Origin of the sequence: Pseudomonas sp. 2VD (assembly GCF_005503585.1) — a bacterium.
Lineage (GTDB): Bacteria > Pseudomonadota > Gammaproteobacteria > Pseudomonadales > Pseudomonadaceae > Pseudomonas > Pseudomonas aeruginosa.
The window spans coordinates 1-22,302 of the sequence record NZ_SCND01000061.1; the positions used below are offsets into that span (position 1 = coordinate 1).

18 protein-coding genes are annotated in these 22,302 nt (G+C 67.9%); 8 read left to right on the forward strand and 10 right to left on the reverse strand.

All coding sequences use genetic code 11. The features are described 5' to 3' along the window. Positions 1–656: 656 nt before the first annotated feature. The 3 genes from FFS27_RS09740 to ybaK all read right to left on the reverse strand — a co-directional run bounded on the left by FFS27_RS09740 (position 657) and on the right by ybaK (position 3,656). Positions 657–1,442, reverse strand: a complete 786-nt coding sequence (locus FFS27_RS09740) for a PhzF family phenazine biosynthesis protein (RefSeq protein ID WP_003159513.1) — start codon at positions 1,440–1,442, stop codon at positions 657–659. A 195-nt stretch (positions 1,443–1,637) separates the two neighbouring features. Next, the gene (glpK, locus tag FFS27_RS09745; protein ID WP_003092161.1) at positions 1,638–3,122 is read right to left on the reverse strand and encodes a glycerol kinase GlpK; all 1,485 of its coding nucleotides are present in this window, start codon (positions 3,120–3,122) and stop codon (positions 1,638–1,640) included. A 63-nt stretch (positions 3,123–3,185) separates the two neighbouring features. Continuing rightward, entirely contained in the window at positions 3,186–3,656 is a 471-nt protein-coding gene (gene ybaK, locus FFS27_RS09750; protein ID WP_003092163.1) for a Cys-tRNA(Pro) deacylase, read from the reverse strand. A 264-nt stretch (positions 3,657–3,920) separates the two neighbouring features. Between ybaK and glpF the strand changes: the two genes are divergently transcribed. The 5 genes from glpF (at position 3,921) to FFS27_RS09780 (ending at position 9,557) form a co-directional block, all read left to right on the forward strand. Continuing rightward, positions 3,921–4,760, forward strand: coding sequence for a glycerol uptake facilitator protein GlpF (gene glpF, locus FFS27_RS09755; protein WP_003092166.1), 840 nt, complete (start codon positions 3,921–3,923; stop codon positions 4,758–4,760). Positions 4,761–4,799: 39 nt separating this feature from the next. After that, positions 4,800–6,317, forward strand: a complete 1,518-nt coding sequence (gene glpK, locus FFS27_RS09760; protein WP_003092168.1) for a glycerol kinase GlpK — start codon at positions 4,800–4,802, stop codon at positions 6,315–6,317. Between the two features lie 205 nt (positions 6,318–6,522). Then, complete coding sequence (locus tag FFS27_RS09770; protein ID WP_003092173.1) at positions 6,523–7,278, forward strand: DeoR/GlpR family transcriptional regulator; 756 nt, start codon at positions 6,523–6,525, stop codon at positions 7,276–7,278. 278 nt (positions 7,279–7,556) lie between these two features. Beyond that, positions 7,557–9,095: a glycerol-3-phosphate dehydrogenase gene (gene glpD / locus FFS27_RS09775; protein WP_003098460.1), complete on the forward strand. Its 1,539-nt coding sequence runs from the start codon at positions 7,557–7,559 to the stop codon at positions 9,093–9,095. A 132-nt stretch (positions 9,096–9,227) separates the two neighbouring features. Next, the gene (locus tag FFS27_RS09780; protein WP_003119370.1) at positions 9,228–9,557 is read left to right on the forward strand and encodes a GlpM family protein; all 330 of its coding nucleotides are present in this window, start codon (positions 9,228–9,230) and stop codon (positions 9,555–9,557) included. 16 nt (positions 9,558–9,573) lie between these two features. On the opposite strand, the gene FFS27_RS09785 is transcribed toward FFS27_RS09780, so the two are convergent. Continuing rightward, entirely contained in the window at positions 9,574–10,560 is a 987-nt protein-coding gene (locus tag FFS27_RS09785) for an alpha/beta fold hydrolase (protein ID WP_003092179.1), read from the reverse strand. Positions 10,561–10,858: 298 nt separating this feature from the next. Here FFS27_RS09785 and metR point away from each other — a divergent pair, with 298 nt between their 5' ends. Further along, entirely contained in the window at positions 10,859–11,779 is a 921-nt protein-coding gene (metR, locus tag FFS27_RS09790) for a transcriptional regulator MetR (protein WP_003109716.1), read from the forward strand. Positions 11,780–11,784: 5 nt separating this feature from the next. On the opposite strand, the gene FFS27_RS09795 is transcribed toward metR, so the two are convergent. The 6 genes from FFS27_RS09795 to FFS27_RS09820 are packed head-to-tail and all read right to left on the reverse strand — an operon-like array spanning position 11,785 to position 19,655. Then, the gene (locus tag FFS27_RS09795; protein ID WP_023100870.1) at positions 11,785–13,035 is read right to left on the reverse strand and encodes an OprD family porin; all 1,251 of its coding nucleotides are present in this window, start codon (positions 13,033–13,035) and stop codon (positions 11,785–11,787) included. A 52-nt stretch (positions 13,036–13,087) separates the two neighbouring features. Next, entirely contained in the window at positions 13,088–14,293 is a 1,206-nt protein-coding gene (locus tag FFS27_RS09800; protein ID WP_023100869.1) for a 3-oxoadipyl-CoA thiolase, read from the reverse strand. A gap of 22 nt (positions 14,294–14,315) precedes the next feature. Beyond that, positions 14,316–15,848 (reverse strand): 3-hydroxyacyl-CoA dehydrogenase, encoded by a 1,533-nt coding sequence (locus FFS27_RS09805; RefSeq protein WP_023100868.1) that lies wholly within the window; start codon positions 15,846–15,848, stop codon positions 14,316–14,318. Beyond that, positions 15,845–16,642 (reverse strand): enoyl-CoA hydratase, encoded by a 798-nt coding sequence (locus FFS27_RS09810; protein WP_021265152.1) that lies wholly within the window; start codon positions 16,640–16,642, stop codon positions 15,845–15,847. Before FFS27_RS09810 ends, FFS27_RS09805 begins: the two co-directional genes overlap by 4 nt. Positions 16,643–16,701: 59 nt before the next feature. Next, on the reverse strand, positions 16,702–17,889 hold the full coding sequence (locus FFS27_RS09815; RefSeq protein ID WP_137951985.1) for a CaiB/BaiF CoA transferase family protein: 1,188 nt from the start codon (positions 17,887–17,889) through the stop codon (positions 16,702–16,704). Positions 17,890–17,927: 38 nt separating this feature from the next. After that, positions 17,928–19,655, reverse strand: coding sequence for an acyl-CoA dehydrogenase family protein (locus FFS27_RS09820; protein WP_023100867.1), 1,728 nt, complete (start codon positions 19,653–19,655; stop codon positions 17,928–17,930). A 113-nt stretch (positions 19,656–19,768) separates the two neighbouring features. Here FFS27_RS09820 and FFS27_RS09825 point away from each other — a divergent pair, with 113 nt between their 5' ends. Both FFS27_RS09825 and FFS27_RS09835 read left to right on the forward strand, forming a co-directional pair. Continuing rightward, positions 19,769–20,656, forward strand: coding sequence for a LysR substrate-binding domain-containing protein (locus tag FFS27_RS09825; RefSeq protein ID WP_021265153.1), 888 nt, complete (start codon positions 19,769–19,771; stop codon positions 20,654–20,656). A gap of 218 nt (positions 20,657–20,874) precedes the next feature. Beyond that, positions 20,875–22,284: an MFS transporter gene (locus tag FFS27_RS09835; RefSeq protein ID WP_003109708.1), complete on the forward strand. Its 1,410-nt coding sequence runs from the start codon at positions 20,875–20,877 to the stop codon at positions 22,282–22,284. Positions 22,285–22,302 lie beyond the last annotated feature (18 nt).

Consider the following 22,302-nt stretch of genomic DNA (forward strand, 5'->3'; position numbering starts at 1 on the left):
TCCAGGCGAGTTCCTTCTGCAAGCGTCCAAAAGACTCGCCCACCACTCGGAGGGCAAGCCAGGAGCCCGATCCGTAGGGCGAATAACCGCTTGCGGTTATCCGCCGGCTCTCCAGGGCATCGGCGGATACCGCCTGTGGCGGTATTCGCCCTACGGGACTATATCGCTCGCGATTTCTTAGCTACACGGCAGTGAGGGGGGACGCTGTTGCTTAGCGCTTGAGCGGGCGTCATGTTTGGTGGTCAAGCTGTTCTTTGTGCCTGCCTTGGCCTCTTGTTTCGCCTTCCCAGGCGAGTGCCTTTTGCAAGCGTCCAAAAGGAACCAAAAGACTCGCCCCGGCATCCGGCCCCAGCCGCTTCTCGGCTGGGGTGCCCTCGCTGCATCGTTGCTCCCGGCGGCACGCCGCCACGGTCCTTCATGGACCGAGGCGGCTCTCGCGGCATCCTGCCACTCGCCCCCCTCCGCAACGATTCCGCTCGGCCTCCTGACGGGGCGGGTTTGCCGCCCCACCACTTGGAGGGCAAGCCTCACTTCGTGCATGCCAGGAACCCGATCCGTAGGGCGGATAACCGCAAGCGGTTATTCACTCTACGGATCAGGGCTTCGGTATGTGGAAGTCTGGCATGCACGAGGTCATCCCCCCTCCTGAAGCGCCCTCAGCCCAATCGAATCCTTCCGCTCGCCACCAGCACCGCATGCCCGGCGATACTCACCCGCTCGCCCTCCAACCGGCACCACAGCTCGCCGCCGCGCGCCGAGCACTGCTGGGCGGTCAGCGACAGTTTGTTCAAGCGCTGGGCCCAGTAGGGAATCAGGCTGCAATGCGCGGAGCCGGTGACCGGGTCTTCGTCGACGCCCATCGCCGGGGCGAAGAAGCGCGAGACGAAATCCTTCTGCAGACCCCGCGCGGTGACGATCACTCCACGCCAGGGCAGCCGCGCCAGGGCCGCGAAGTCGGGGCGACAGGCGCGCACCGCCTCTTCGGACTCGAGCAGCACCAGCAGCTTGTCGGTGGAGCCCAGCACGTCCACCGGCGGCAGGCCCAGGGCCTGCTCCAGCTCGACGGTGCTACCGACCTCGCTCGGATACTGCGCGGGGAAATCCAGGACCAGCCGCTCGTCCTCGCGGTTGACCCGCAGCGCACCGGAGCGCGAGATGAATTCCAGGCGCTCGCCCGGCTCGTCGTAGACCTCGAACAGTACGTGGGCCGCAGCCAGTGTGGCGTGGCCGCAGAGCGCCACCTCGACGCTCGGGGTGAACCAGCGGATCCGCCAGGCCTCTCCTTCGCGAACGACGAAGGCGGTCTCGGAGAGGTTGTGCTCGGTCGCGATCATCTGCATCAGCTCGTCCGCCAGCCAGGCGTCGAGGCGATAGACCACGGCGGGATTGCCGCTGAACGGACGGGAAGAAAACGCGTCGACCTGGTGGAACTCGAGCTGCATGGCAGACCTCCTGGGAACGATCGCCACAGCATGCCGCCGCAGGCTCCGGGATGGGCGATACAGTGCGATCTTTTCCGATCGTAACAGTGGGACTTCGCCCTGCCTTCGACCCATTGCCCGAGCGGGCGTTTGCGGCGACCTGCCGGCGTTGTGAAGCCGCCGGCAAAAACGCCGCCTTTTTCCGCGAAACGCCGCTCAGGCCTCGCTGCGCACCCGTCGCACCGCGTTCTGCCAGCCGGCGTAGAGTTCGCCGCGGCGCTCCTCGGCCATGTGTGCGGCGAAGCGGCGCTGCAGGTGCCAGTGGCTGGCGATGTCGTCCAGGTCGCGATAGAAGCCGGCCTTCAGCCCGGCCATGTAGGCCACGCCGAGGGCGGTGGTCTCGGTGACTTCCGGGCGCTCCACGGTGACGCCAAGGATGTCGGTGAGGAATTGCATCACCCAGTTGTTCACCACCATCCCGCCGTCCACCCGCAGCGCGCTGGGCGGCGTGCCGTCCTGGCGCATCGCTTCGAGCAGGTCGCGGGTCTGGTAGCAGACCGATTGCAGACCGGCGGTGACGATCTCCTTGATTCCGGTGTCGCGGGTCAGGCCGAAGATCGCGCCGCGCGCCTTCGGGTCCCAGTAGGGCGCGCCGAGGCCGGTAAAGGCCGGAACCAGGTAGACGCCGTTGGAGTCGCCGGCCTGGATCGCCAGGGCTTCGCTCTCGTGGGCGTGGTCGATCAGCTTGATGCCGTCGCGCAGCCATTGCACCGCGGCGCCGGCGACGAAGATGCTGCCCTCCACCGCGTAGCTGACCTTGCCGTCCAGGCGGTAGCCGACCGTGGTGAGCAGGCGGTTCTTCGAGGTCACCGGCTGCTCGCCGGTGTTCTGGATCATGAAGCAGCCGGTGCCGTAGGTGCTCTTCACCATGCCCGGCTGGAAGCAGGCCTGGCCGATCAGCGCGGCCTGCTGGTCGCCGGCCATGCCCAGCACCGGGATCGCCGCGCCAAGCAGCGACGGCTCGCTGACGCCGAACTCCGCCGCGCAGTCGAGTACCTCCGGCAGCAGGCTGCGCGGGATCTCGAACAGCGCCAGCAATTCCTCGTCCCAGTCCTGGCTGTGGATGTTGAACAGCAGGGTGCGCGAAGCGTTGGTCGCGTCGGTGCGATGGGAGCGGCCGCCGGTCAGGCGCCAGAGCAGGAAGCAGTCGACGGTGCCGAAGCGCAGCTCGCCGCGTTCGGCGCGCTGGCGGGCGCCGGGCACGTTGTCGAGGATCCAGCGCAGCTTGGTGGCGGAGAAATACGGATCGATCAGCAGCCCGGTACGCGCGCTGACGTTCGCCTCGTGGCCGGCGGCCTTGAGTTCGGCACAGTAGTCGGCGGTACGACGATCCTGCCAGACGATGGCCGGGTGGATCAGGTCGCCGCTGGCGGCGTCCCAGACCAGCGTGGTCTCGCGCTGGTTGGTGATGCCGATGGCGGCGATGTCGGCCGCGCGCAAGCCCTTGCGGGCGAGCGCGTCGCGACAGACCTGGAGGGTGGTCAGCCAGATTTCCTCGCCGTCGTGCTCCACCCAGCCGTCCTTCGGGAAGTACTGCTTGAATTCCTGCTGGCAGCTCGCCACCGGCAAGCCCTGGGCACTGAACACGATGGCGCGGGAGCTGGTGGTGCCCTGGTCGATGGCGAGGAGATAGTGGGACATGGAAAACCTGACAGATTGAAAAGTAAGACGAATGCCGACCGCTAGGCCGGCGGGATTAGCGGCTCATTCACGGCCGATGGCGGCGAACGAACCCTGGGTCAGCTGGGCCAGCACCTCGGCCGCCAGCTCCACTTCCAGCCCGCGCCGTCCTGCGCTGACATGGATGCTCGGGTACTGCCGCGCGCTTTCATCGATGAAGGTACGCAGGCGCTTCTTCTGCCCCAGCGGGCTGATCCCGCCCACCAGGTAGCCGGTGGCCCGCTGCGCCGCCTGCGGATCAGCCATGTCGGCCTTCTTCGCCCCCGCCGCATGGGCCAGGGCCTTCAGGTCGAGACTGCCGATCACCGGCACCACCGCCACCAGCAGCTCGCCCTTCTCCGTGGCGGCGAGCAGCGTCTTGAACACCCGCTGCGGGTCCAGACCGAGCTTTTCCGCGGCCTCCAGGCCATAGGAAGGTGCCTTGGGGTCGTGGCTGTAGCTGAGCACCTTGTGCTCGGCGCGGGCCTTTTTCAGCAGGTCGATGGCAGGGGTCATGGTCACTCCCGGAGAAGAACGTTGGCTGAAAACCGGCGCCTACCTTAAGCCATCGCCGCCCCTGCTGCACGGGCGCCGATGCCGCGGCCCGCGTGCCTCGGTAGCGATATTCGATTGGCCGCGAAAACGAAACCGGAGGGTCGTTTTTCGGACAAACGTTCATCTTCGCGCTTTGACAGCATTCCTTTGTGAATATATTTTTTCGAAACTGAACAATTTTCACGGCTGCCCGCCATAATTACAAGAACAGACAAGAGAGGCCCCATGACCACCGCCGCCCCGACCCCGTCCCTGTTCGGCCAATGCCTGGCCGAGTTCCTCGGCACCGCCCTCCTCATCTTCTTCGGCACCGGTTGCGTCGCGGCCCTGAAGGTCGCCGGCGCCAGCTTCGGCCTGTGGGAAATCAGCATCATCTGGGGGGTCGGCGTGAGCATGGCGATCTACCTCAGCGCCGGCGTCTCCGGCGCCCACCTGAACCCGGCGGTGAGCATCGCGCTGTGGCTGTTCGCCGGCTTCGAGGGGCGCAAGCTGCCGTTCTACATCACCGCCCAGGTGGCCGGTGCGTTCTGCGCCGCAGCGCTGGTCTACACCCTCTACAGCAGCCTGTTCATCGAGTTCGAACAGGCGCAGAACATCGTCCGCGGCAGCCAGGACAGCCTGGCCCTGGCCTCGGTGTTCTCCACCTATCCGCACCCGGCGCTGTCGGTCGGCCAGGCGTTCCTCGTCGAAGTGGTGATCACCGCCATCCTCATGGCGGTGATCATGGCTCTTACCGACGACGGCAACGGCCTGCCGCGCGGTCCGTTGGCGCCGCTGCTGATCGGCCTGCTGATCGCCGTGATCGGCAGCGCCATGGGCCCGCTGACCGGTTTCGCGATGAACCCGGCGCGCGACTTCGGCCCCAAGCTGATGACCTACCTGGCCGGCTGGGGGCCCATCGCCTTCACCGGCGGCCGCGAGATTCCCTACTTCCTGGTGCCGATCTTCGCCCCGATCCTCGGTGCCTGCCTCGGCGCCGGCGGCTATCGTGTACTGATCGCGCGCCATCTGCCGAGCGCCGCGGCGCCCGCCGAAGCCGAGCCGGAGAAGGTTCGCGCTTCCTGACCGCCCGCTCTTTCCTGCCATAGCCACAAGGCCACAGCCATGACCGACAAGCACAACAAGAAATACGTCGTCGCCCTGGACCAGGGCACCACCAGCTCCCGCGCCATCGTCTTCGACCGCGATGCCAACGTGGTCAGCCAGGCCCAGCGCGAGTTCGCCCAGTTCTATCCGCAGGCCGGCTGGGTCGAACACGATCCGATGGAAATCTGGGCCACGCAGAGTTCGACCCTGGTCGAGGCCCTCGCCCAGGCCAGCATCGAGCACGACCAGGTGGCCGCCATCGGCATCACCAACCAGCGCGAGACCACGGTGGTCTGGGACCGTCACAGCGGTCGGCCGATCCACAACGCCATCGTCTGGCAGTGCCGGCGCAGCGCGGCGATCTGCGCGCAGCTCAAGCGCGACGGGCTGGAAGACTACATCCGCGAAACCACCGGTCTGGTCACCGACCCGTACTTTTCCGGGACCAAGCTGAAGTGGATCCTCGACAACGTCGAAGGCGCCCGCGAACGCGCGCGCAACGGCGACCTGTTGTTCGGCACCATCGACACCTGGCTGATCTGGAAGCTCACCGAAGGCAAGGTCCACGTCACCGACTACACCAATGCCTCGCGGACCATGCTGTTCAACATCCACAGCCTCGACTGGGACGCGCGGATGCTCGAGGTGCTCGACATTCCCCGCTCGATGCTGCCCGAGGTGCGCAACTCTTCGGAGGTCTACGGCAACGCCCGGATCGGCGGGGTCGGCGGCGGCGAGCTGCCGATCGCCGGGATCGCCGGCGACCAGCAGGCCGCCCTGTTCGGCCAGATGTGCGTGGAACCGGGCCAGGCGAAGAACACCTACGGCACCGGCTGCTTCCTGCTGATGCACACCGGCGACAAGGCGGTGAAGTCCACCCATGGCCTGCTCACCACCATCGCCTGCGGCCCGCGCGGCGAGGTCGGCTACGCCCTGGAGGGCGCGGTGTTCAACGGCGGCTCCACGGTGCAGTGGTTGCGCGACGAACTGAAGGTGATCAACGACTCCTTCGATTCCGAATACTTCGCCACCAAGGTCAAGGACAGCAACGGCGTCTACCTGGTACCGGCCTTCACCGGACTCGGCGCGCCCTATTGGGACCCCTATGCGCGCGGCGCAGTGTTCGGCCTGACCCGTGGAGTCAAGGCCGACCACCTGATCCGCGCCACCCTGGAGTCCATCGCCTACCAGACCCGCGACGTGCTCGACGCCATGCAGCGCGATGCCGGCGAACGCCTGCGCGCTCTGCGCGTCGACGGCGGGGCGGTGGCCAACAACTTCCTCATGCAGTTCCAGGCCGACATCCTCGGCACCCGCGTGGAACGTCCGGTGATGCGCGAGACCACCGCCCTCGGCGCCGCCTACCTGGCCGGCCTGGCCTGCGGCTTCTGGAGCAGCCTCGACGAGCTGAAGAGCAAGGCGGTGATCGAGCGGGTGTTCGAGCCGGAGTGCGACGAGCCCCGGCGCGAAAAGCTCTATGCCGGCTGGAAGAAAGCAGTGGAGCGCACTCGCGGCTGGGACGACGGCGAACTGTGACGAACTGGCGCCATTCGTCCGCCGCGATGCGGCGAATGGCGTGTTCCCCGGCGCCGCTCTGGCATGCCCTGGGTAACGTTTGCGCGCGGCGGCCGGGTGCCGCCGCGGCGCCCTCTACGACTCATGCACGGCTGACAACGGCCCCCCGCGTGCGGCATTCTTGGCGACTTTCCAGGGTCCCGGCCCGGCAGCACGAGAACAACCCATGAACCTGCCCCCCCGACAGCAAAGCATCATCGAGGAGGTCCGCGAGCGCGGTTACCTGAGCATCGAGGAGATGGCGCAGATGTTCGCGGTCACCCCGCAGACCATCCGCCGCGACATCAACCAGCTCGCCGAACAGGGACTGCTGCGCCGCTACCACGGCGGTGCGGCCTACGATTCGAGCATCGAGAACACCGCCTACACCATGCGCGCCGACCAGATGCGCGACGAGAAGCAGCGCATCGCCGAAGCCGTGGCCAGCCTGGTGCCGGACAACGCCTCGCTGTTCATCAACATCGGCACCACCACCGAGGCCATCGCCCGCGCCCTGCTCAACCACCGTAACCTGAAGATCATCACCAACAACCTGCACGTGGCCGCCACCCTCAGCGCCAAGGAAGACTTCGAAGTGCTGGTCGCCGGCGGCACCGTACGCAGCGACGGCGGCATCGTCGGCCAGGCCGCGGTGGACTTCATCCAGCAGTTCCGCGTCGACTTCGCCCTGGTCGGCATCAGCGGCATCGACGAGGATGGCAGCCTGCTCGACTTCGACTACCAGGAGGTGCGCGTATCCCAGGCGATCATCGACAACGCGCGGCAAGTGTTCCTGGCCGCCGACTCGAGCAAGTTCGGGCGCAACGCGGTGGTCCGCCTGGGCCCGATCTCGCTGGTCAACCGGGTCATCAGCGACAGCCCGCCGCCCGCCGCCATCGCCCGCCTGATGGCACAGCACAAGGTTCACCTGGACCTGGTCTGAGGCATTTCCCCTGCCACGGCGCCGTTCGGCGCCGTGAATGTTCGTTTCAGAAAAACCACCTGCCGCCCCCTCTCCATGCGCCACGACCCTCGGCGGCCGCTTTCCCGCATGCGGAAGAGGGGCGGTTCCCGCGCGGACGGGCGAACCGGTAGCGCCCGGGCAACCCTTCGAAATTGAAAAAGCCTGGTGAATCGGGCTGGTCAATAACTGCGCAATCGACTAAGCTATTTTCGAATTCGAACAAAACTACGTTCACTTTCGACTTCAGGGCCTTTCACATGAGTCAAGCGCACACCCCCTCCGCTCCACTCGCCGAAGTCTACGATGTCGCCGTGGTCGGCGGTGGCATCAACGGTGTAGGGATCGCCGCCGACGCAGCCGGGCGCGGCCTGTCCGTGTTCCTTTGCGAACAGCACGACCTGGCCCAGCACACCTCCTCGGCCAGCAGCAAGCTGATCCACGGCGGCCTGCGCTACCTCGAACACTACGAATTCCGCCTGGTCCGCGAAGCCCTGGCCGAGCGCGAGGTCCTGCTGGCCAAGGCGCCGCACATCGTCAAGCCGCTGCGCTTCGTCCTGCCGCACCGTCCGCACCTGCGCCCGGCCTGGATGATCCGTGCCGGCCTGTTCCTCTACGATCACCTCGGCAAGCGCGAGAAGCTGCCCGCCTCGCGCGGCCTGCGCTTCACCGGCAGCAGCCCGCTGAAGGCCGAGATCCGCCGTGGCTTCGAGTACTCCGACTGCGCGGTGGACGATGCGCGCCTGGTGGTGCTCAACGCGATCTCCGCCCGCGAGCACGGCGCCCACGTCCATACCCGCACCCGCTGCGTCAGCGCCCGTCGCAGCAAGGGACTCTGGCACCTGCACCTGGAGCGCAGCGACGGCAGCCTGTATTCGATCCGCGCCCGCGCCCTGGTGAACGCAGCCGGCCCCTGGGTAGCGCGCTTCATCCAGGACGACCTGAAACAGAAGTCGCCCTACGGTATCCGCCTGATCCAGGGCAGCCACATCATCGTGCCGAAGCTGTACGAAGGCGAGCACGCCTACATCCTGCAGAACGAAGACCGCCGCATCGTCTTCGCCATCCCCTATCTGGACCGCTTCACCATGATCGGCACCACCGATCGCGAGTACCAGGGCGACCCGGCCAAGGTGGCGATCAGCGAAGAGGAAACCGCCTACCTGCTGCAAGTGGTGAACGCCCATTTCAAGCAGCAACTCGCGGCCGCCGACATCCTGCACAGCTTCGCCGGCGTGCGTCCGCTGTGCGACGACGAGTCCGACGAGCCTTCGGCGATCACCCGCGATTACACCCTGTCGCTCTCCGCCGGCAACGGCGAGCCGCCGCTGCTCTCGGTGTTCGGCGGCAAGCTGACCACCTACCGCAAGCTGGCCGAATCGGCGCTGACGCAGCTCCAGCCGTTCTTCGCCAATCTCGGCCCGGCCTGGACCGCCAAGGCACCGCTGCCGGGCGGCGAGCAGATGCAGAGCGTCGAGGCGCTCACCGAGCAACTGGCCAACCGCTACGCCTGGCTCGACCGCGAACTGGCGCTGCGCTGGGCGCGCACCTACGGCACCCGGGTATGGCGCCTGCTGGACGGGGTCAATGGCGAAGCCGATCTCGGCGAGCACCTGGGCGGCGGCCTGTATGCCCGCGAAGTGGACTACCTGTGCAAGCACGAGTGGGCCCAGGACGCCGAGGACATCCTCTGGCGCCGCAGCAAGCTCGGCCTGTTCCTCTCGCCGAGCCAGCAGGTGCGCCTCGGCCAGTACCTGCAGAGCGAGCATCCGCATCGCCCGCGGGTGCATGCGGCCTGATCGCCAGCCAGAAACGTCGAGGCCCGCTTTTGCGGGCCTCGTTCGTTATGGAAGGGTACGGGACGATCCGGGCATAATGCGCGACGCCACCAAGCCGGTGGCGCCGCCGCAGTCGAGAATCCCGTGGACCTGATGTTCAAGGCGCTGATCGGCGCCGCCGTGGTCGTGCTCCTCGCCGTCCTGTCGAAGACCCGCAACTACTACATCGCCGGCCTGGTGCCGCTGTTTCCCACCTTCGCCCTGATTGCCCACTACATCGTCGGCAAGGGCCGTTCGCTGGACGACCTGAAGACCACCATCGTCTTCGGCATGTGGTCGATCATCCCCTACTTCGTCTATCTCGCCGCGCTCTACCTGCTGGTCGAGCGCTTCCGCCTGGAGACCTCGCTGGCCCTGGCGGCGCTGGCCTGGCTGGTGGCGGCAAGCGTGCTGGTGGGCCTCTGGGTACGCCTGCACGCCTGAGACCGCGAGCGCGGCTTCAGAGCTGGACGACGCTGGCCTGCCGATGGGCCTTCAGGTAAGGCACCACCGCCGCCAGCAACGGCTCCTTGAAGGCTTCCTGGAAGCGATGGGCGAGACCGGGGATCAGCTTCAGCTCCGAGCCACGGATATGCGCCGCCACGTGCACGCCGTGCATCACCGGCAGCAGCGGATCGGCGGTGCCATGGATCACCAGGGTCGGCACCTGCAGACGGTTCAGCAGCGGCACCCGGCTGGGTTCGGCGAGGATCGCCAGCAATTGCCGCTGCACGCCTTCCGGGTTGAACGCGCGGTCGTAGGAACGTGCGGCCTGCAACAGAAGTTGCTGGCGATCGTCGCGCACTTCCGGGCTGCCCAGCGCCGCCAGCAGGTCGGCCTGCTGCTCGACCGCCTGCTTGCGGCTGGCCGCCTCGCGCCGCGCCAGCAGGCGCAGCAGCGACTCGCTGGGCGCCGGCAGGCCTTCGGCGCCGGAGCTGGTCATCACCAGGGTCAGGCTGAGCAGGCGCTGCGGCGCCATGTCGGCGATGTGCTGGGCGATCATCCCGCCCATGCTGGCGCCGAGCACATGGGCCTGGGGGATATCCAGCGCATCGAGCAGATGCAGGGCATCGCCGGCCATGTCGGTGAGGGTATAGGGCGCGCTGACCGGCAGGCCGAGGCGATAACGCACCACTTCGTAGGTCAGCCGCGAGCTGGGCACCGGCACGTTCCAGGCCGACAGGCCGACGTCACGGTTGTCGTAGCGGATCACCCGGAAGCCTTGCTCGCACAGGGCGCTGACCACCTCGTCCGGCCAGTGGATCAGTTGCCCGCCCAGGCCCATCACCAGCAGCAGGGCCGGATCGCTGTCGCGGCCGATGCTCTGGTAGGCCAGGCGCACGTCGCCCAGTTCGACCGTCTCGGTAGGTACGCGTGCGTCGCAACGCGCCGCCGCAAAGGAGGAGAGGCTGCACAACAAGGCGGCCAGGAAGATGAAAGCACGCATGAAGAAAACCCAGAACGCAAAACCCCAGTGGAGCGCGATTCTGATTAAATTTCGTCCAGCGCGCTGCCACAGTAGCGTGACAGTTTGATGAATGCCGCCAGGCGGTCGTGACGTTGTGGCTCTGCGGCGTTGCGCCGCTGCTCCGGGCCGCCGTCCCGTGTGCCGGGCTATTCTCCCCGTCGCTCCACGATCGCGCGCTCTGCGGGATCGAGGCCATCGCTTGTCGACAGCCCCTGGCGTATGAGACAAACTCAACGAATCCGCACCGCTATCAAGTTTTGCTCATACAGAGGCCGCCATGCTCGAACTTCGCCACCTCAAGACCCTGCACGCGCTGCGCGAAGCCGACAGCCTGGTGGAAGCCGCCGAGCGCCTGCACCTTACCCAGTCGGCGCTGTCGCACCAGTTCAAGGAACTGGAAGAGCGCCTGGGCATGCAGTTGTTCGTGCGCAAGACCAAGCCGGTACGCTTCACCAGCGCCGGGCTGCGCCTGCTGCAACTGGCCGACTCGCTGCTGCCCCAACTGCGCACCGCCGAGCGCGACCTGGCACGGCTCGCCGGCGGTACCGCCGGGCGCCTGCACATGGCCATCGAATGCCACAGTTGCTTCCAGTGGCTGATGCCGACCATCGACCAGTTCCGCGACGCCTGGCCGGAAGTCGAACTGGACCTGGCCTCGGGCTTCTCCTTCGCGCCGCTGCCGGCCCTGGCCCGCGGCGACCTCGACCTGGTGGTAACCGCCGACCCGATCGAGTTGCCCGGCATCACCTACGTGCCACTGTTCACCTACGAAGCGCTGCTGGCGGTGGCCAACCAGCATGCCCTGGCTGGTCGACCGTACGTCGTCCCGGAGGACCTGGAGCGGGAAACCCTGATCACCTATCCGGTGGAACGCGATCGTCTCGACGTCTTCACCCGCTTCCTCGACCCCGCCGACGTGGAGCCGGCGCAGGTGCGCATAGCCGAGCTGACCGTGATGATGATGCAGCTGGTGGCCTCCGGTCGCGGCGTCTGCTGCCTGCCGAACTGGGCCCTGCACGAGTACAGCTCGCGCGGCTACGTGACGGCCCGGCGCCTCGGTGAAAAGGGTCTGTACTGCACGCTCTTCGCCGCCATCCGCACGGACATGTTCGATGCGCCATTCATGCGCGACTTCCTGCTCACCGCCAAGGACACCTCCTTCGCCACCCTCGAAGGGGTCAGCGCCGCCAAGGGCTGAGCGGCTCAGAACAGCGGCAGCTCATAGGTCAGGTACAGGCGGTTCTCGTCGATGTCGCGGCTGAAGGCCGAACGGTAGGTAGCGTTGCGCCAGACCAGCCCCAGTCCCTTCAGCGGACCGCCCTGCAACACGTAGCGCAGGTCGCTGTCGCGTTCCCACTCGCGACTGCCGTCGGCGCCCTTCGGTTTCGCGCCATGGCCGCTGAAATAGCGCGTCATCAGGCTCAGGCCGGGCACCCCGAGCGGCGCGAAGTCGCAGTCGTAGCGCAGTTGCCAGGAGGATTCGCCAGCCTCGGCGAAGTCGTTGTACTGGCCGAAATTGACCAGGTACGGATCGGTCCCCTCCAGGTAGGGGAAACCGTGGTCGCCGCTCATCCGCTGGTAGCCCAGGCCGAAGGCCTGGCCGTTGCGCAGGCGGTAGGTGAGCGACCCGCTGAAGGAACGGTTGTCGATGCGCCCGCCGCGAGCGCCGCCGGTATCCCGGCTGAGCGCCAGGCGCAAGTCGCTCTCCAGGCTATCCGCGGCGACGCCGAGGCGCCCCTTGAGACCGAGGAAATGCTGGGCGTAGACCTGCTCCAGTTCGCCATAGTGGTAGCTGCCGGTCCAGTCCGGGGTGATACGGTAGTCCAGGCCAGCCAGGTCGAAACGGTCCGCCTGCGCCGCGCCGGCGAAACGCCGGTTGCGGTTGAACAGCGCCAGGTCGCTGGTGCCCGCCTCGTTGCGCTGGCTGACCTCGGTCAGCCGTCCCAGGTTCAGGCTCAGTCCGCTCAGTTCGCCGGAAGTCAGCAGCGCGCCCTGGAACACCTGGGGGAATAGCCGCCCGTAGTTGGGCTGGATGGTCGGTAGCTTCGGCACCAGGCCGCCGACCTTCAGCTCGCTGCGCGACAGGCGCAGCTTGGCGGTCGCGTCCAGCCGCGCGTAGTCGCCCGCCGCGCTGCCATCGTCGCGAAGCGGAAGCAGGCCGGTGCCGCTACGCCCCGCGCCGGAATCGAGCCGGACGCCGAGCTTGCCCAGCAGGTCGAGACCCACGCCGAGGGTGCCCTCGGTATAGCCCGAGCGGTAGTCGAAGAGAAAGCCCTGGGCCCACTCCTCGCTTTTCGCACGCCCCACGCCATCGCGGAAGTCGCGGTTCATGTAGAAGTTGCGCAAGGCCAGGCTGGCCCGCGAGTCTTCGAGGAAGCCCTCGGCCAGGGCGGGAACGCTATCGCCGGCAAGGATCGGCAGCAGGAAAAACGCGCATTTCTTGTTGTTGTTCATACGCACTCCGGACGGGCGCCTGGGCGCCTCTTTTTCTAGGGGGAACGGTGTCTCATCGGCAGCGCTCGATCACCATCGCCACGCCCTGGCCGAGCCCGACGCACAGGCTGACCACCGCGTAGCGCCGCTCGATGCGTTGCAGCCCGCGGGCGGCGGTGAGCACCAGGCGCGCACCGGAGGCGCCGAGCGGATGGCCGAGGGCGATGGCGCCGCCATGGGGATTGACCCGCGGGTCCTCGTAGTCCAGGCCGAGCAACTTCAGGCAGGCCAGGACTTGCGGCGCGAAGGCTTCGTTGATCTCGATCAGGCCGACCTCGTCCAGGTCGATGCCGGCGCGTTGCAGCGCGCGGAGGATCGCCTGCTGCGGGCCGATGCCCATCAGCCGGGGCTCGACGCCGACGCTGGCGCTGGCGAGGATCCGCGCCAGCGGCCGGATGCCCTCGCGCTCGCCGATCGCGCGGTCGCCCAGCAGCACTACCGCCGCCCCGTCGTTGATCCCCGAGGCATTGCCGGCGGTCACTACCCCGCCGACGAACAACGCCGGCAAGCGCGCCAGGGCCGCCAGGTCGGCCTGCGGCCGCGGATGCTCGTCGCGCTCCACCAGCCGCGTCTCGCCCTTGCGTCCGGCACGCACCTCCACCGGAAGGATCTCGCCGAGGAAAAAGCCCTCCTCCAGCGCAGCCTGGTAGCGCGCCTGGGAAGAAGCGGCGAAACGGTCGGCGTCTTCGCGGGCGATGCCGAAGGCGCGGGCCACGTTGTCGCCGGTCTCCGGCATGCTGTCGTTGCCATAGCGCTCGACCAGCCTGGGGTTGGCGAAGCGCGCGCCGATGGTGCTGTCGAAGACCTCCAGCGTGCGGCTGAAGGCGCTCTCCGCCTTACCCATGACGAACGGCGCCCGGGACATGCTTTCGGCGCCGCCGGCCAGGTACAGCCGGCCCTCGCCGCAACTGATCGCGCGCGCCGCGTCGATCACCGCCGACAGTCCGCTGGCACACAAGCGGTTGACCGTCTGCCCGGGCAGCCGCGCCGGCAGGCCGGCTGCGAGCAGCGCGTTGCGCGCCAGGTTGCGGCTGTCTTCGCCGGCCTGGTTGGTGCAACCGAGGATCACATCCTCCAGGTCGTCGACGGCGAACCCGGAGGTTTCCGCGAGACGCGCCAGCAGCAGGCCGGCCAGGTCGTCCGGACGCACCGTCGAGAGTGCACCGGCATGCCGGCCGAAAGGCGTACGCAGGCCGGCGTAGATATAGGCATCGAGCATGGTGTGTTTCTCCGCGAAGGGATCAGGAGGCCAACGGGCTGTCCGGCTGGCGCAGGGAAAGGCCCAGTTGGGCGCGCCGGCGCAGCCAGGGACTGGGGCGATAGCGCGGGTCGCCGCTGAGCGCATGCAGGCGTTCGAGGATGCGCAGCACGCGCCCGGCCCCCAGTCGGTCGCCCCACTCCAGCGGCCCCAGCGGATAGCCGAGACCGAGGCGCACCGCCAGGTCGATGTGCTCCACCGAAGCGATACCCTGCTGGGCGATGTCGCAGGCGAGATTGACGATCGAGGCGAGGGTGCGCTGGACGATGAACCCGGCGCTGTCGCGAATCAGCGTGACGCCCACGCCGTCCCGTGCGAACAGGGTGCGAGCGGCCTGCTGCAGCTCCGCTCGGGTCGCCGGGCAGGCCATCAGGCAGCGGTGTCGCTCCAGGTCCGACAGCACGTCGATGGCCAGGCTGCGCGTCGGATCGACGGCGAACCGCCGCGCTGCGGCGCTGACGTCGGCGCCCAGCGGCGCAAGCAGGCACAACGCCGCCCCGGAAGGACGCTCGCCGCTCTCCACCTCGGCGCCCAGACGTTGTAGCAACGTCAGCAATGGCGCGCGGTCATGTTCGTCGTCGACGCCCAGCCACACCGGCGGCAACGCCGCGCCTGGCGCAACCGCCGGGGCGGCGGCGGGCACCTGCCCAGCGCCGTCGTAGCGGTAGAAGCCCTGGCCGCTCTTGCGCCCCAGGCGGCCGGCGGCGAGCATCTGGCGCAGCAAGGGATGCGGACGATAACGCGGCTCCTCGTAGTACTGCCGGTAGATCGACTCCATCACCGGCAGGCTGACGTCCAACCCGACCAGGTCGAACAGCTCGAACGGGCCCATGCGGAAGCCGGCGCCCTCGCGCAGGACTTCGTCGATCGCCGCCACCGGCGCCACGCCCTCGCCGAGGATACGCAGCGCCTCGGTGCCGAAGGCCCGTCCGGCATGGTTGACGATGAAGCCGGGGCTGTCCGTGGCACGCACCGACTGGTGGCCGAAGGTCGCCACCAGGGCGCACAGTCGCTCGGCGATGCCGGTGCGGGTGGCGAGACCGTCGATCACCTCCACCAGACGCATCAGCGGCACCGGATTGAAGAAGTGCAGACCGGCGACCCGGCCGGGATCGCGACAGGCCGAGGCGATCGCGGTAACCGACAGCGAGGAGGTATTGCTGGCGAGGATCGCTTCGTCGCCGACCACCTCTTCCAATTGGCGGAACAACGCCTGCTTGGCCTCCAGGTTCTCGACGATCGCCTCGATCACCAACTGGCAGCCGCGTAGGACCCGCAAGTCCTCGACCACCCGCAGATTGCCCATCGCGCGCTCGACAGCCTCCGCCTCCAGCCGGCCCCGCTCCACCTGCCGGGCAAGGACCGTGGCGATCTGCTCGCGCGCTTGCAGCGCCGCCCCCTGGCGGCTGTCGTAGAGCAGCACCGACAGCCCGGCACAGGCAGCGAGCTGGGCGATGCCCTGGCCCATGGCACCGGTACCGACGATACCGATGAGAACGATCGGTGGCTCGCTCATTTTCCCAGGTACTCCGCTGTGCGTTTTTCCAGGAAGGCCCGCATGCCCTCCTTCTGGTCGTGGCTGTCGAACAGCAACTGGAAGGCCTTGCGCTCCAGCGCCAGGGCCTGGTCCAGCGGCAGGTCGGCGCCGGCCAGGACCACTTCCTTGATCTGCGCCAGCGCCAGCGGCGGCAGGCCGGCGATCTGGCGAGCCAGTTCGAGGGCGCGATCCAATGCCTGGCCATCCGCCGCCACCTCGCTGACCAACCCTATGGCCAGGGCCTCCGGCGCCCGTACCGTGCAACCGGTAAACAGCATGCGCAGCGCCTGGAACTTGCCCACCGCTCGCACCAGGCGCTGGGTGCCGCCGGCGCCGGGCATCACGCCGACACGAACTTCCGGCTGGGCGAAGCGCGCCGAGGCACCGGCGACGATCAGGTCGCAGTGCATCGCCAACTCGCAGCCTCCGCCCAGGGCATAGCCCTCCACGGCGGCGATCAGCGGCTTGCGGCAGGTGGCGAGCGCCTGCCAGTGGCGCTCCACCCCGCGCTGCTGGATCTCCAGCGCGGACGCCTCCGCCAGTTCGTTGAGATCGGCGCCGGCGGCGAACGCCGTGCCATTTCCGGTGAGGACGATGACCCGGGTATCGGCGCACTCGTCGAGGCGCCGTACGTGCTCCGCCAGAGCCTCGCGCAGGCGCATGTTCAGGGCGTTGAGCACTGCCGGGCGGTTCAGTCGCAACAGGGCCACGCCCTGCTCCGGCCGCTCCAGCAGCACGAGTTCGGGGCTCACCGCCCCAGGGGAGGAATCCATGGCCATCTCCAATTGCCCGGGGATTGAGTTGCACGGCGCAGGCCGTGCCGTGCGGGGTTTCAGGCGCGGACGATGCCGCGCCGGACCAGCGCGTCGATCGCCTCGGCGCTCAATCCCAGTTCCGCCAGGACTTCCCGAGTGTCTCCGCCCAGCACCGGCGGCGCGGCGCGGTAGCTGGCCGGGGTGCGCGAAAGCTTCACCGGAGAGGCGATGCCGCGATAGCCCTCGAGTTCGACGACCATCCCGCGATGGCGGGTGTGCGGGTGTTCCACCACCCGATCCACCGTGGCGATCGCTCCGCAGGGCACGCCGAGACGGATCAGCCGCTCGGCCAGCTCGCGACCGTCGTGGGCCGCCAGGTAGTCCTCCAGGGCGCGCTTCAGCGCCTCGCGGTTGACCGAGCGCTTGCCGTTGTCGGCGAAGCGCGGGTCCCCCGGCAGTTCATCGGCTCCCAGGTACTCGCACAGGCGGGCGAACTGGCGGTCGTTGCCGACGGCGAGGAAGATCGGCTCGGTACCGGTGCGGTAGCTGTCGTAGGGCGCGATGTTCGGATGGGCGTTGCCGCTACGCCGGGGCGTACGTCCGGAAGCGAAGTAGTTCGGCAGGTGCGGGTGCAGCAGGGAAATACCGCAGTCGTACAGGGCGATGTCCACCGACTGCCCGCGCCCGCTGACCTGGCGCTCGTGGAAGGCGAGGAGGATGCCGGCCATGGCGTTCAGCCCGGTGACCATGTCGACGATCGGCAGGCCGATGCGCAACGCGTCGCCGCCGGCCTCGCCGTTCACGCTCATCAGTCCGGCCATCGCCTGGATCGCCGCGTCGTAGCCGGGCAGGCCGCCGAGCGGGCCGTCGGCGCCGAAGCCCGATACCGCGCAGTGGACCAGCCGCGGGAAGCGCTGGCGAAGCACCTCCTCGTAGCCGATCCCCCAGCGCGCCAGGGTGCCGGGCTTGAAGTTCTCCAGCAGTACGTCAGCGTCCTCCAGCAAGCGCAGCAGCAGCTCGATGCCCTCCGCCGTCGCCAGGTCGACGGCGATGCCCTTCTTGTTGCGGTTCACGCCCTTGAAGTAGGACGCCGTGTCGCCCTCGAAGGGTGGCCCCCAGCCACGGGTCTCGTCGCCGCCGAGGGGTTCCAGCTTGATCACCTCGGCGCCGTGGTCGGCCAGCGCCTGGGAGCAGTAGGGTCCGCCGAGGACCCGGCTGAGATCGATGATTTTCAGGCCACGCAGGGCGCCCGTCTGATTGGTCATGGCGACTCTCTGGTTGTTGTGAGCGGGAATGCGGGCAGTCAGGCCGGCAGCAATTGCATGGCTTCGGCCTGGCTCAGCGGCACCTCGCCGACCACCCTGGCCAGCAGTTCGGCCTGGTCGGTCCAGCCCTCCAGGCGCAGCGGGTCGCGCGGCAGCAGCTTGTGCCGGGCGACCAGGAAGGCCAGGGCCAGGCGGCGCTGGTCGGGTGCCTGGCGGCTGGCCTCCCAGGCCATGAAGATCGCCGTGCACAGGTGATAGAGGGCGCTGCCGGCCTGGCGCACCTGCTCATCCTGGCGGCGCTCGGCGACGTCGGCCATGGTCGCGACCACTCGCACCAGCAGTTCGTCGAAGAGGTCGCGGGCGTCCCCTGGCAGGTCGCTGTCATCCAGCAGCCGGCGCAGGTGGCGCTGCAAGGGTTCGAGCGCCTGTTCGCGGCTCACCGCACGGGCGACGTCCAGCGCCACGATGTTGCTGGTACCCTCCCAGATCGACCCCAGGTGGGCGTCGCGCACCAGGCGCGGGTCGCTCCACTCCTCGATGTAGCCGACCCCGCCGCGCACCTCCATGGCGTCGCCGGTGACCCGTCGCGCATCGCGGCAGGCGCGGAACTTGATCAGCGGAGTGAGGATCCGCACGCATTTCTGCGCCTCGACCTCGCCGCCATCGGCGCGCGGCAGCAGCGTGGCGATCTGCATGAACATCGAACGCGCCTGTTCGGTGGGCAGCATCATCTTCAGCAACTGCTTCTGCATCAGCGGCATGTCGATCAGGTGCTTGCCAAAGGCGTGCCGATGGCGGGCGACGAACAGCGCCTCGCTCAGCGCCCGGCGCATCAGCCCGGCGGCGCGCACGCCGTTGGACAGGCGCGACATGTTGACCATGTCGGCCATCTGCTGGAAGCCGCGGCCGATCTCGCCGATCAGGTAGGCGCTGGCGCCTTCCAGGCGGACTTCGCCGCTGGCCATGGAGCGGCTGCCCAGCTTGTCCTTCAGGCGGACGATGCGATAGGCGTTGCGCGTGCCGTCCTCGCGGACCTTCGGCAACAGGAACAGGGTCACGCCCTTCATTCCTTCCGGCGCGCCTTCGGGCCGGGCCAGGACCATCGCCAGGTCGGCGTCCGGGTTGGAGCAGAACCACTTGTCGCCGTAGAGCTTCCACTCGCCGCCCTGCTCCCGCGCCACGGTACGGGTCCGCGCCACGTCGGAGCCGGCGGCCTGCTCGGTCATGAACATGGCGCCCTGGAACAGCTCGTCGAAATCCCGCGAGGCGAGGGACGGCAGATAGCGCTCAACCAGTTCCGGCGCGCCGAACCTGCGCAGGGTGCGGGTCAGCGAGTCGGTCATGCTGACCGGGCAGCAAAGGCCGAACTCGGCCTGTACGAACAGGTGGGTGAGCGCATACTTCACCAGCGGCGGCGGGCCGTCCGGGCGATGGCTCATGGAAGCCAGGCCGAGTTCGGCATAGGCCACCCGTTCGAGGGCGACGTAGTCCGGATGCTTGCGAATGCTCTGCAAATCCTCGCCGCGGCGGGTGCGCGGCGCCAGCACCGGCGGGTTCTTGTCCGCCGCCAGCGCCAGCACGTCCAGCTCGCCGCCGGCACGAGCGCCGAGCCGTTCGAGGAGCGGCCGCCATTCGGCGAGCAACGCCGGCGGCAGGTATACCTCCAGCAGCCGCTCCAGGGCCGGATCGCAGGTGTAGAGATTCAGCCCACGGCTGTCGGGGATGTTCAGCGTATCTTCGCGAAGTACTTCGGGCATGGCGGTCATGGCGCGGCTCCTGCTTGTCTTGCGCCGAGACTAGGCGAGTGGTTCGATAAGCATCCAATACAAAAAAAATCATCGACGATAAGAAAAACAGATCGTAGAACCAGGTGCCTGCCATGGATCTCAGACAGCTTCGCTACTTCATCGCGGTCGCCGAGGAACTGCATTTCGGTCGCGCCGCGGCTCGCCTGTTCATCTCCCAGCCGGCGCTGAGCTTCGACATCAAGAAGCTGGAGGAACAGCTCGGAACCCAATTGCTGCTGCGCAACAACAAGTCGGTGAAGCTCACCGGCGCCGGCCAGGTCCTGCTGGTGGAAGCGCGCAACCTGCTGCTGCAGGCAGAGAAGGTGAAACGCCTGACCCAGCTATCCGCCGAGGGCGACGTCGGCCAGCTGCGCGTCGGCTTCGTCAACTCCATGCTCTACCGCGGCCTGCCCAGGGCCATGTCCCGCTTCGAACGAGAGCACCCGAACATGGAGGTGGTGCTCGGCGAAATGAACAGCGCGGAGCAGGCCCAGGCGTTGCAGCGCGGGCAGATCGACCTGGGCTTCGTGCACTGGGGCAGGCTGCCGGCGGAAATCGTCTCCGAACCCTTGATCAGCGACCCGTTCCTCTGCTGCCTGCCCGCCGGGCACCGCCTGGCAGGCCAGGCGCGTCTGGACCTCGCCGAACTGCGCGACGAAGACTTCATCCTCTTCCCGCGCAATGTCTCCCCGCACTACCACGACCTGATCATCGCCCGCTGCGTGGACGCCGGCTTCAGCCCGCGCATCCGCCACGAGGCGCGCCTGTGGCAGACCGTCGCCGCCATGGTCGGTCTCGGCATGGGCGTCGCGCTGATCCCGGAGACCCTCTGCCTGGCCTGGCGGAACGAGGTGCGCTACCTGGAGATCGAGCCGGCCGGCGCGCGTTCGGAGATCCACGCGATCCTTCCGGCCAGCGAACCTTCCCGGGCGGCGCAGGCGTTCCTGGCGACGCTGAAGAGCGGCCTGGACGACGCCTGAGCGAGGGCTGACGGAAAACGTCGATATGGAATCCCTTATCGAGCCATAAGATTAAAAGACTATTGATTTGCGGGGGTGCCACCTAGACTCCGAGGCACCCGGGTCAACACCGACGCACGCTCTCCATCCACGGAAACCAGCGTTTCCGCCCCGCCTTTCAGCGAAGGGCGGTAGGGAGCGGCGTGTCGGCGAGAACAACAATAAACAGGACTCGACCCATGCCGCGCACGCCCTCTCCCGAAGACGCCGACCTGCACAAGAAGGCCCGCAGGGCCGGTATCGCCTCCTTCATCGGCACCACCATCGAGTGGTACGACTTCTACATCTACGGCCTGGCCGCCGCCCTGGTGTTCGGCAAGGTATTCTTCCCCGCCGACATGGATCCGGGCCTGGCCACCCTGCTGTCCTTCGTCACCCTCTGGTCGGGCTTCATCGCTCGCCCGCTGGGCGGGATCATCTTCGGCCATCTCGGCGACCGCATCGGCCGCAAGACCACCCTGGTGATCACCCTGATCATGATGGGCATCGCCACGACCTGCATCGGCCTGTTGCCGGTCTATACGCAGATCGGCATCTGGGCGCCGATCTCCCTGGTGGCGCTGCGTATCGTCCAGGGCATCGCGGTCGGCGGCGAGTGGGGCGGCGCGATCCTGATCGCCAGCGAAAGCGCGCCCAAGGGCAAGGGCATCCTGTACGCCGCCTTCGCCCAGCAGGGCTCGCCCACCGGCAACCTGCTGGCGACCCTGGCGTTCTTCGCCCTCAGCGCCCTGCCCGCCTCGGACTTCATTCTCTGGGGCTGGCGCGCGCCGTTCCTGCTCTCTGCGGTGCTGGTCATCGTCGGCATGGTGATCCGCCTGAAGCTGGAGGAGTCGGAAGACATGAAGCGTGTGCTGGCGCAGAAGCGCACGGTGAAGCTGCCGCTCGCCGAGGTGCTGGGCAAGCACTGGAAGATCGTCCTGCTCGGCGCCGGCGTGCTGCCGATCATCCACGTCACCTACTTCAAGAGCACCTTCGCCCTCTCCTGGGCGACCAAGACCCTCGGCTACAGCCAGGGCACCTTCCTCAGCATCATCGTGGTCGCGCTGGTGGTGCAGTTCCTCAGCCAGCCGCTGGGGGCGCTGCTCACTTCGCGCATCGACATGCGCAAGGCGGCATGCCTGATGGTGCTGCCGGAGTTCATCCTGATGCCGGCGATGTTCTTCGCCGTGGAAACCAAGGTCTACTGGATCGCCGCGGCCGGCATGTGCCTGGCCACGGTGCCGCACGCGATGTTCTACGGCGCGGTGGGCGGTATCCTCGCCCGAGCCTTCCCGGCGCGGGTGCGCTACACCGGCCTGTCGCTGGCCTACCAGCTCTGCTCGCTGCTGGTCGGCGGCGGTACGCCGGTACTGGCCCAGTGGATTCTCAACAGTACCGGCAGCATCGTCGGCGTGGCCCTGGCCTCGGCCTGCTACGCGCTGGTCTCGCTGGCCTGTACCCTGGCCCTGTTGCGGATCACCGGGTTCCACGCCAGCGACCTGTCGACCGCCGAGCGCGCCGACGCCGAGGACTTGCAGCGGCCCGCAGCGGTCGAGCGGGAACCGGTGTTGCGCGCCCCCGCCCGGCTTCTGGGCGGCGATCCCGGCTAGCCGGCAGCGCCCATGCGC

Excerpts from the sequence above, each read along its gene's own strand:
- FFS27_RS09740 (WP_003159513.1), bottom strand. The coding sequence starts at position 1,442 with ATGCAGCTCGAGTTCCACCAGGTCGACGCGTTTTCTTCCCGTCCGTTC.
- glpK (WP_003092161.1), bottom strand. The coding sequence starts at position 3,122 with ATGTCCCACTATCTCCTCGCCATCGACCAGGGCACCACCAGCTCCCGC.
- ybaK (WP_003092163.1), bottom strand. The coding sequence starts at position 3,656 with ATGACCCCTGCCATCGACCTGCTGAAAAAGGCCCGCGCCGAGCACAAG.
- glpF (WP_003092166.1), top strand. The coding sequence starts at position 3,921 with ATGACCACCGCCGCCCCGACCCCGTCCCTGTTCGGCCAATGCCTGGCC.
- glpK (WP_003092168.1), top strand. The coding sequence starts at position 4,800 with ATGACCGACAAGCACAACAAGAAATACGTCGTCGCCCTGGACCAGGGC.
- FFS27_RS09770 (WP_003092173.1), top strand. The coding sequence starts at position 6,523 with ATGAACCTGCCCCCCCGACAGCAAAGCATCATCGAGGAGGTCCGCGAG.
- glpD (WP_003098460.1), top strand. The coding sequence starts at position 7,557 with ATGAGTCAAGCGCACACCCCCTCCGCTCCACTCGCCGAAGTCTACGAT.
- FFS27_RS09780 (WP_003119370.1), top strand. The coding sequence starts at position 9,228 with ATGTTCAAGGCGCTGATCGGCGCCGCCGTGGTCGTGCTCCTCGCCGTC.
- FFS27_RS09785 (WP_003092179.1), bottom strand. The coding sequence starts at position 10,560 with ATGCGTGCTTTCATCTTCCTGGCCGCCTTGTTGTGCAGCCTCTCCTCC.
- metR (WP_003109716.1), top strand. The coding sequence starts at position 10,859 with ATGCTCGAACTTCGCCACCTCAAGACCCTGCACGCGCTGCGCGAAGCC.
- FFS27_RS09795 (WP_023100870.1), bottom strand. The coding sequence starts at position 13,035 with ATGAACAACAACAAGAAATGCGCGTTTTTCCTGCTGCCGATCCTTGCC.
- FFS27_RS09800 (WP_023100869.1), bottom strand. The coding sequence starts at position 14,293 with ATGCTCGATGCCTATATCTACGCCGGCCTGCGTACGCCTTTCGGCCGG.
- FFS27_RS09805 (WP_023100868.1), bottom strand. The coding sequence starts at position 15,848 with ATGAGCGAGCCACCGATCGTTCTCATCGGTATCGTCGGTACCGGTGCC.
- FFS27_RS09810 (WP_021265152.1), bottom strand. The coding sequence starts at position 16,642 with ATGGATTCCTCCCCTGGGGCGGTGAGCCCCGAACTCGTGCTGCTGGAG.
- FFS27_RS09815 (WP_137951985.1), bottom strand. The coding sequence starts at position 17,889 with ATGACCAATCAGACGGGCGCCCTGCGTGGCCTGAAAATCATCGATCTC.
- FFS27_RS09820 (WP_023100867.1), bottom strand. The coding sequence starts at position 19,655 with ATGACCGCCATGCCCGAAGTACTTCGCGAAGATACGCTGAACATCCCC.
- FFS27_RS09825 (WP_021265153.1), top strand. The coding sequence starts at position 19,769 with ATGGATCTCAGACAGCTTCGCTACTTCATCGCGGTCGCCGAGGAACTG.
- FFS27_RS09835 (WP_003109708.1), top strand. The coding sequence starts at position 20,875 with ATGCCGCGCACGCCCTCTCCCGAAGACGCCGACCTGCACAAGAAGGCC.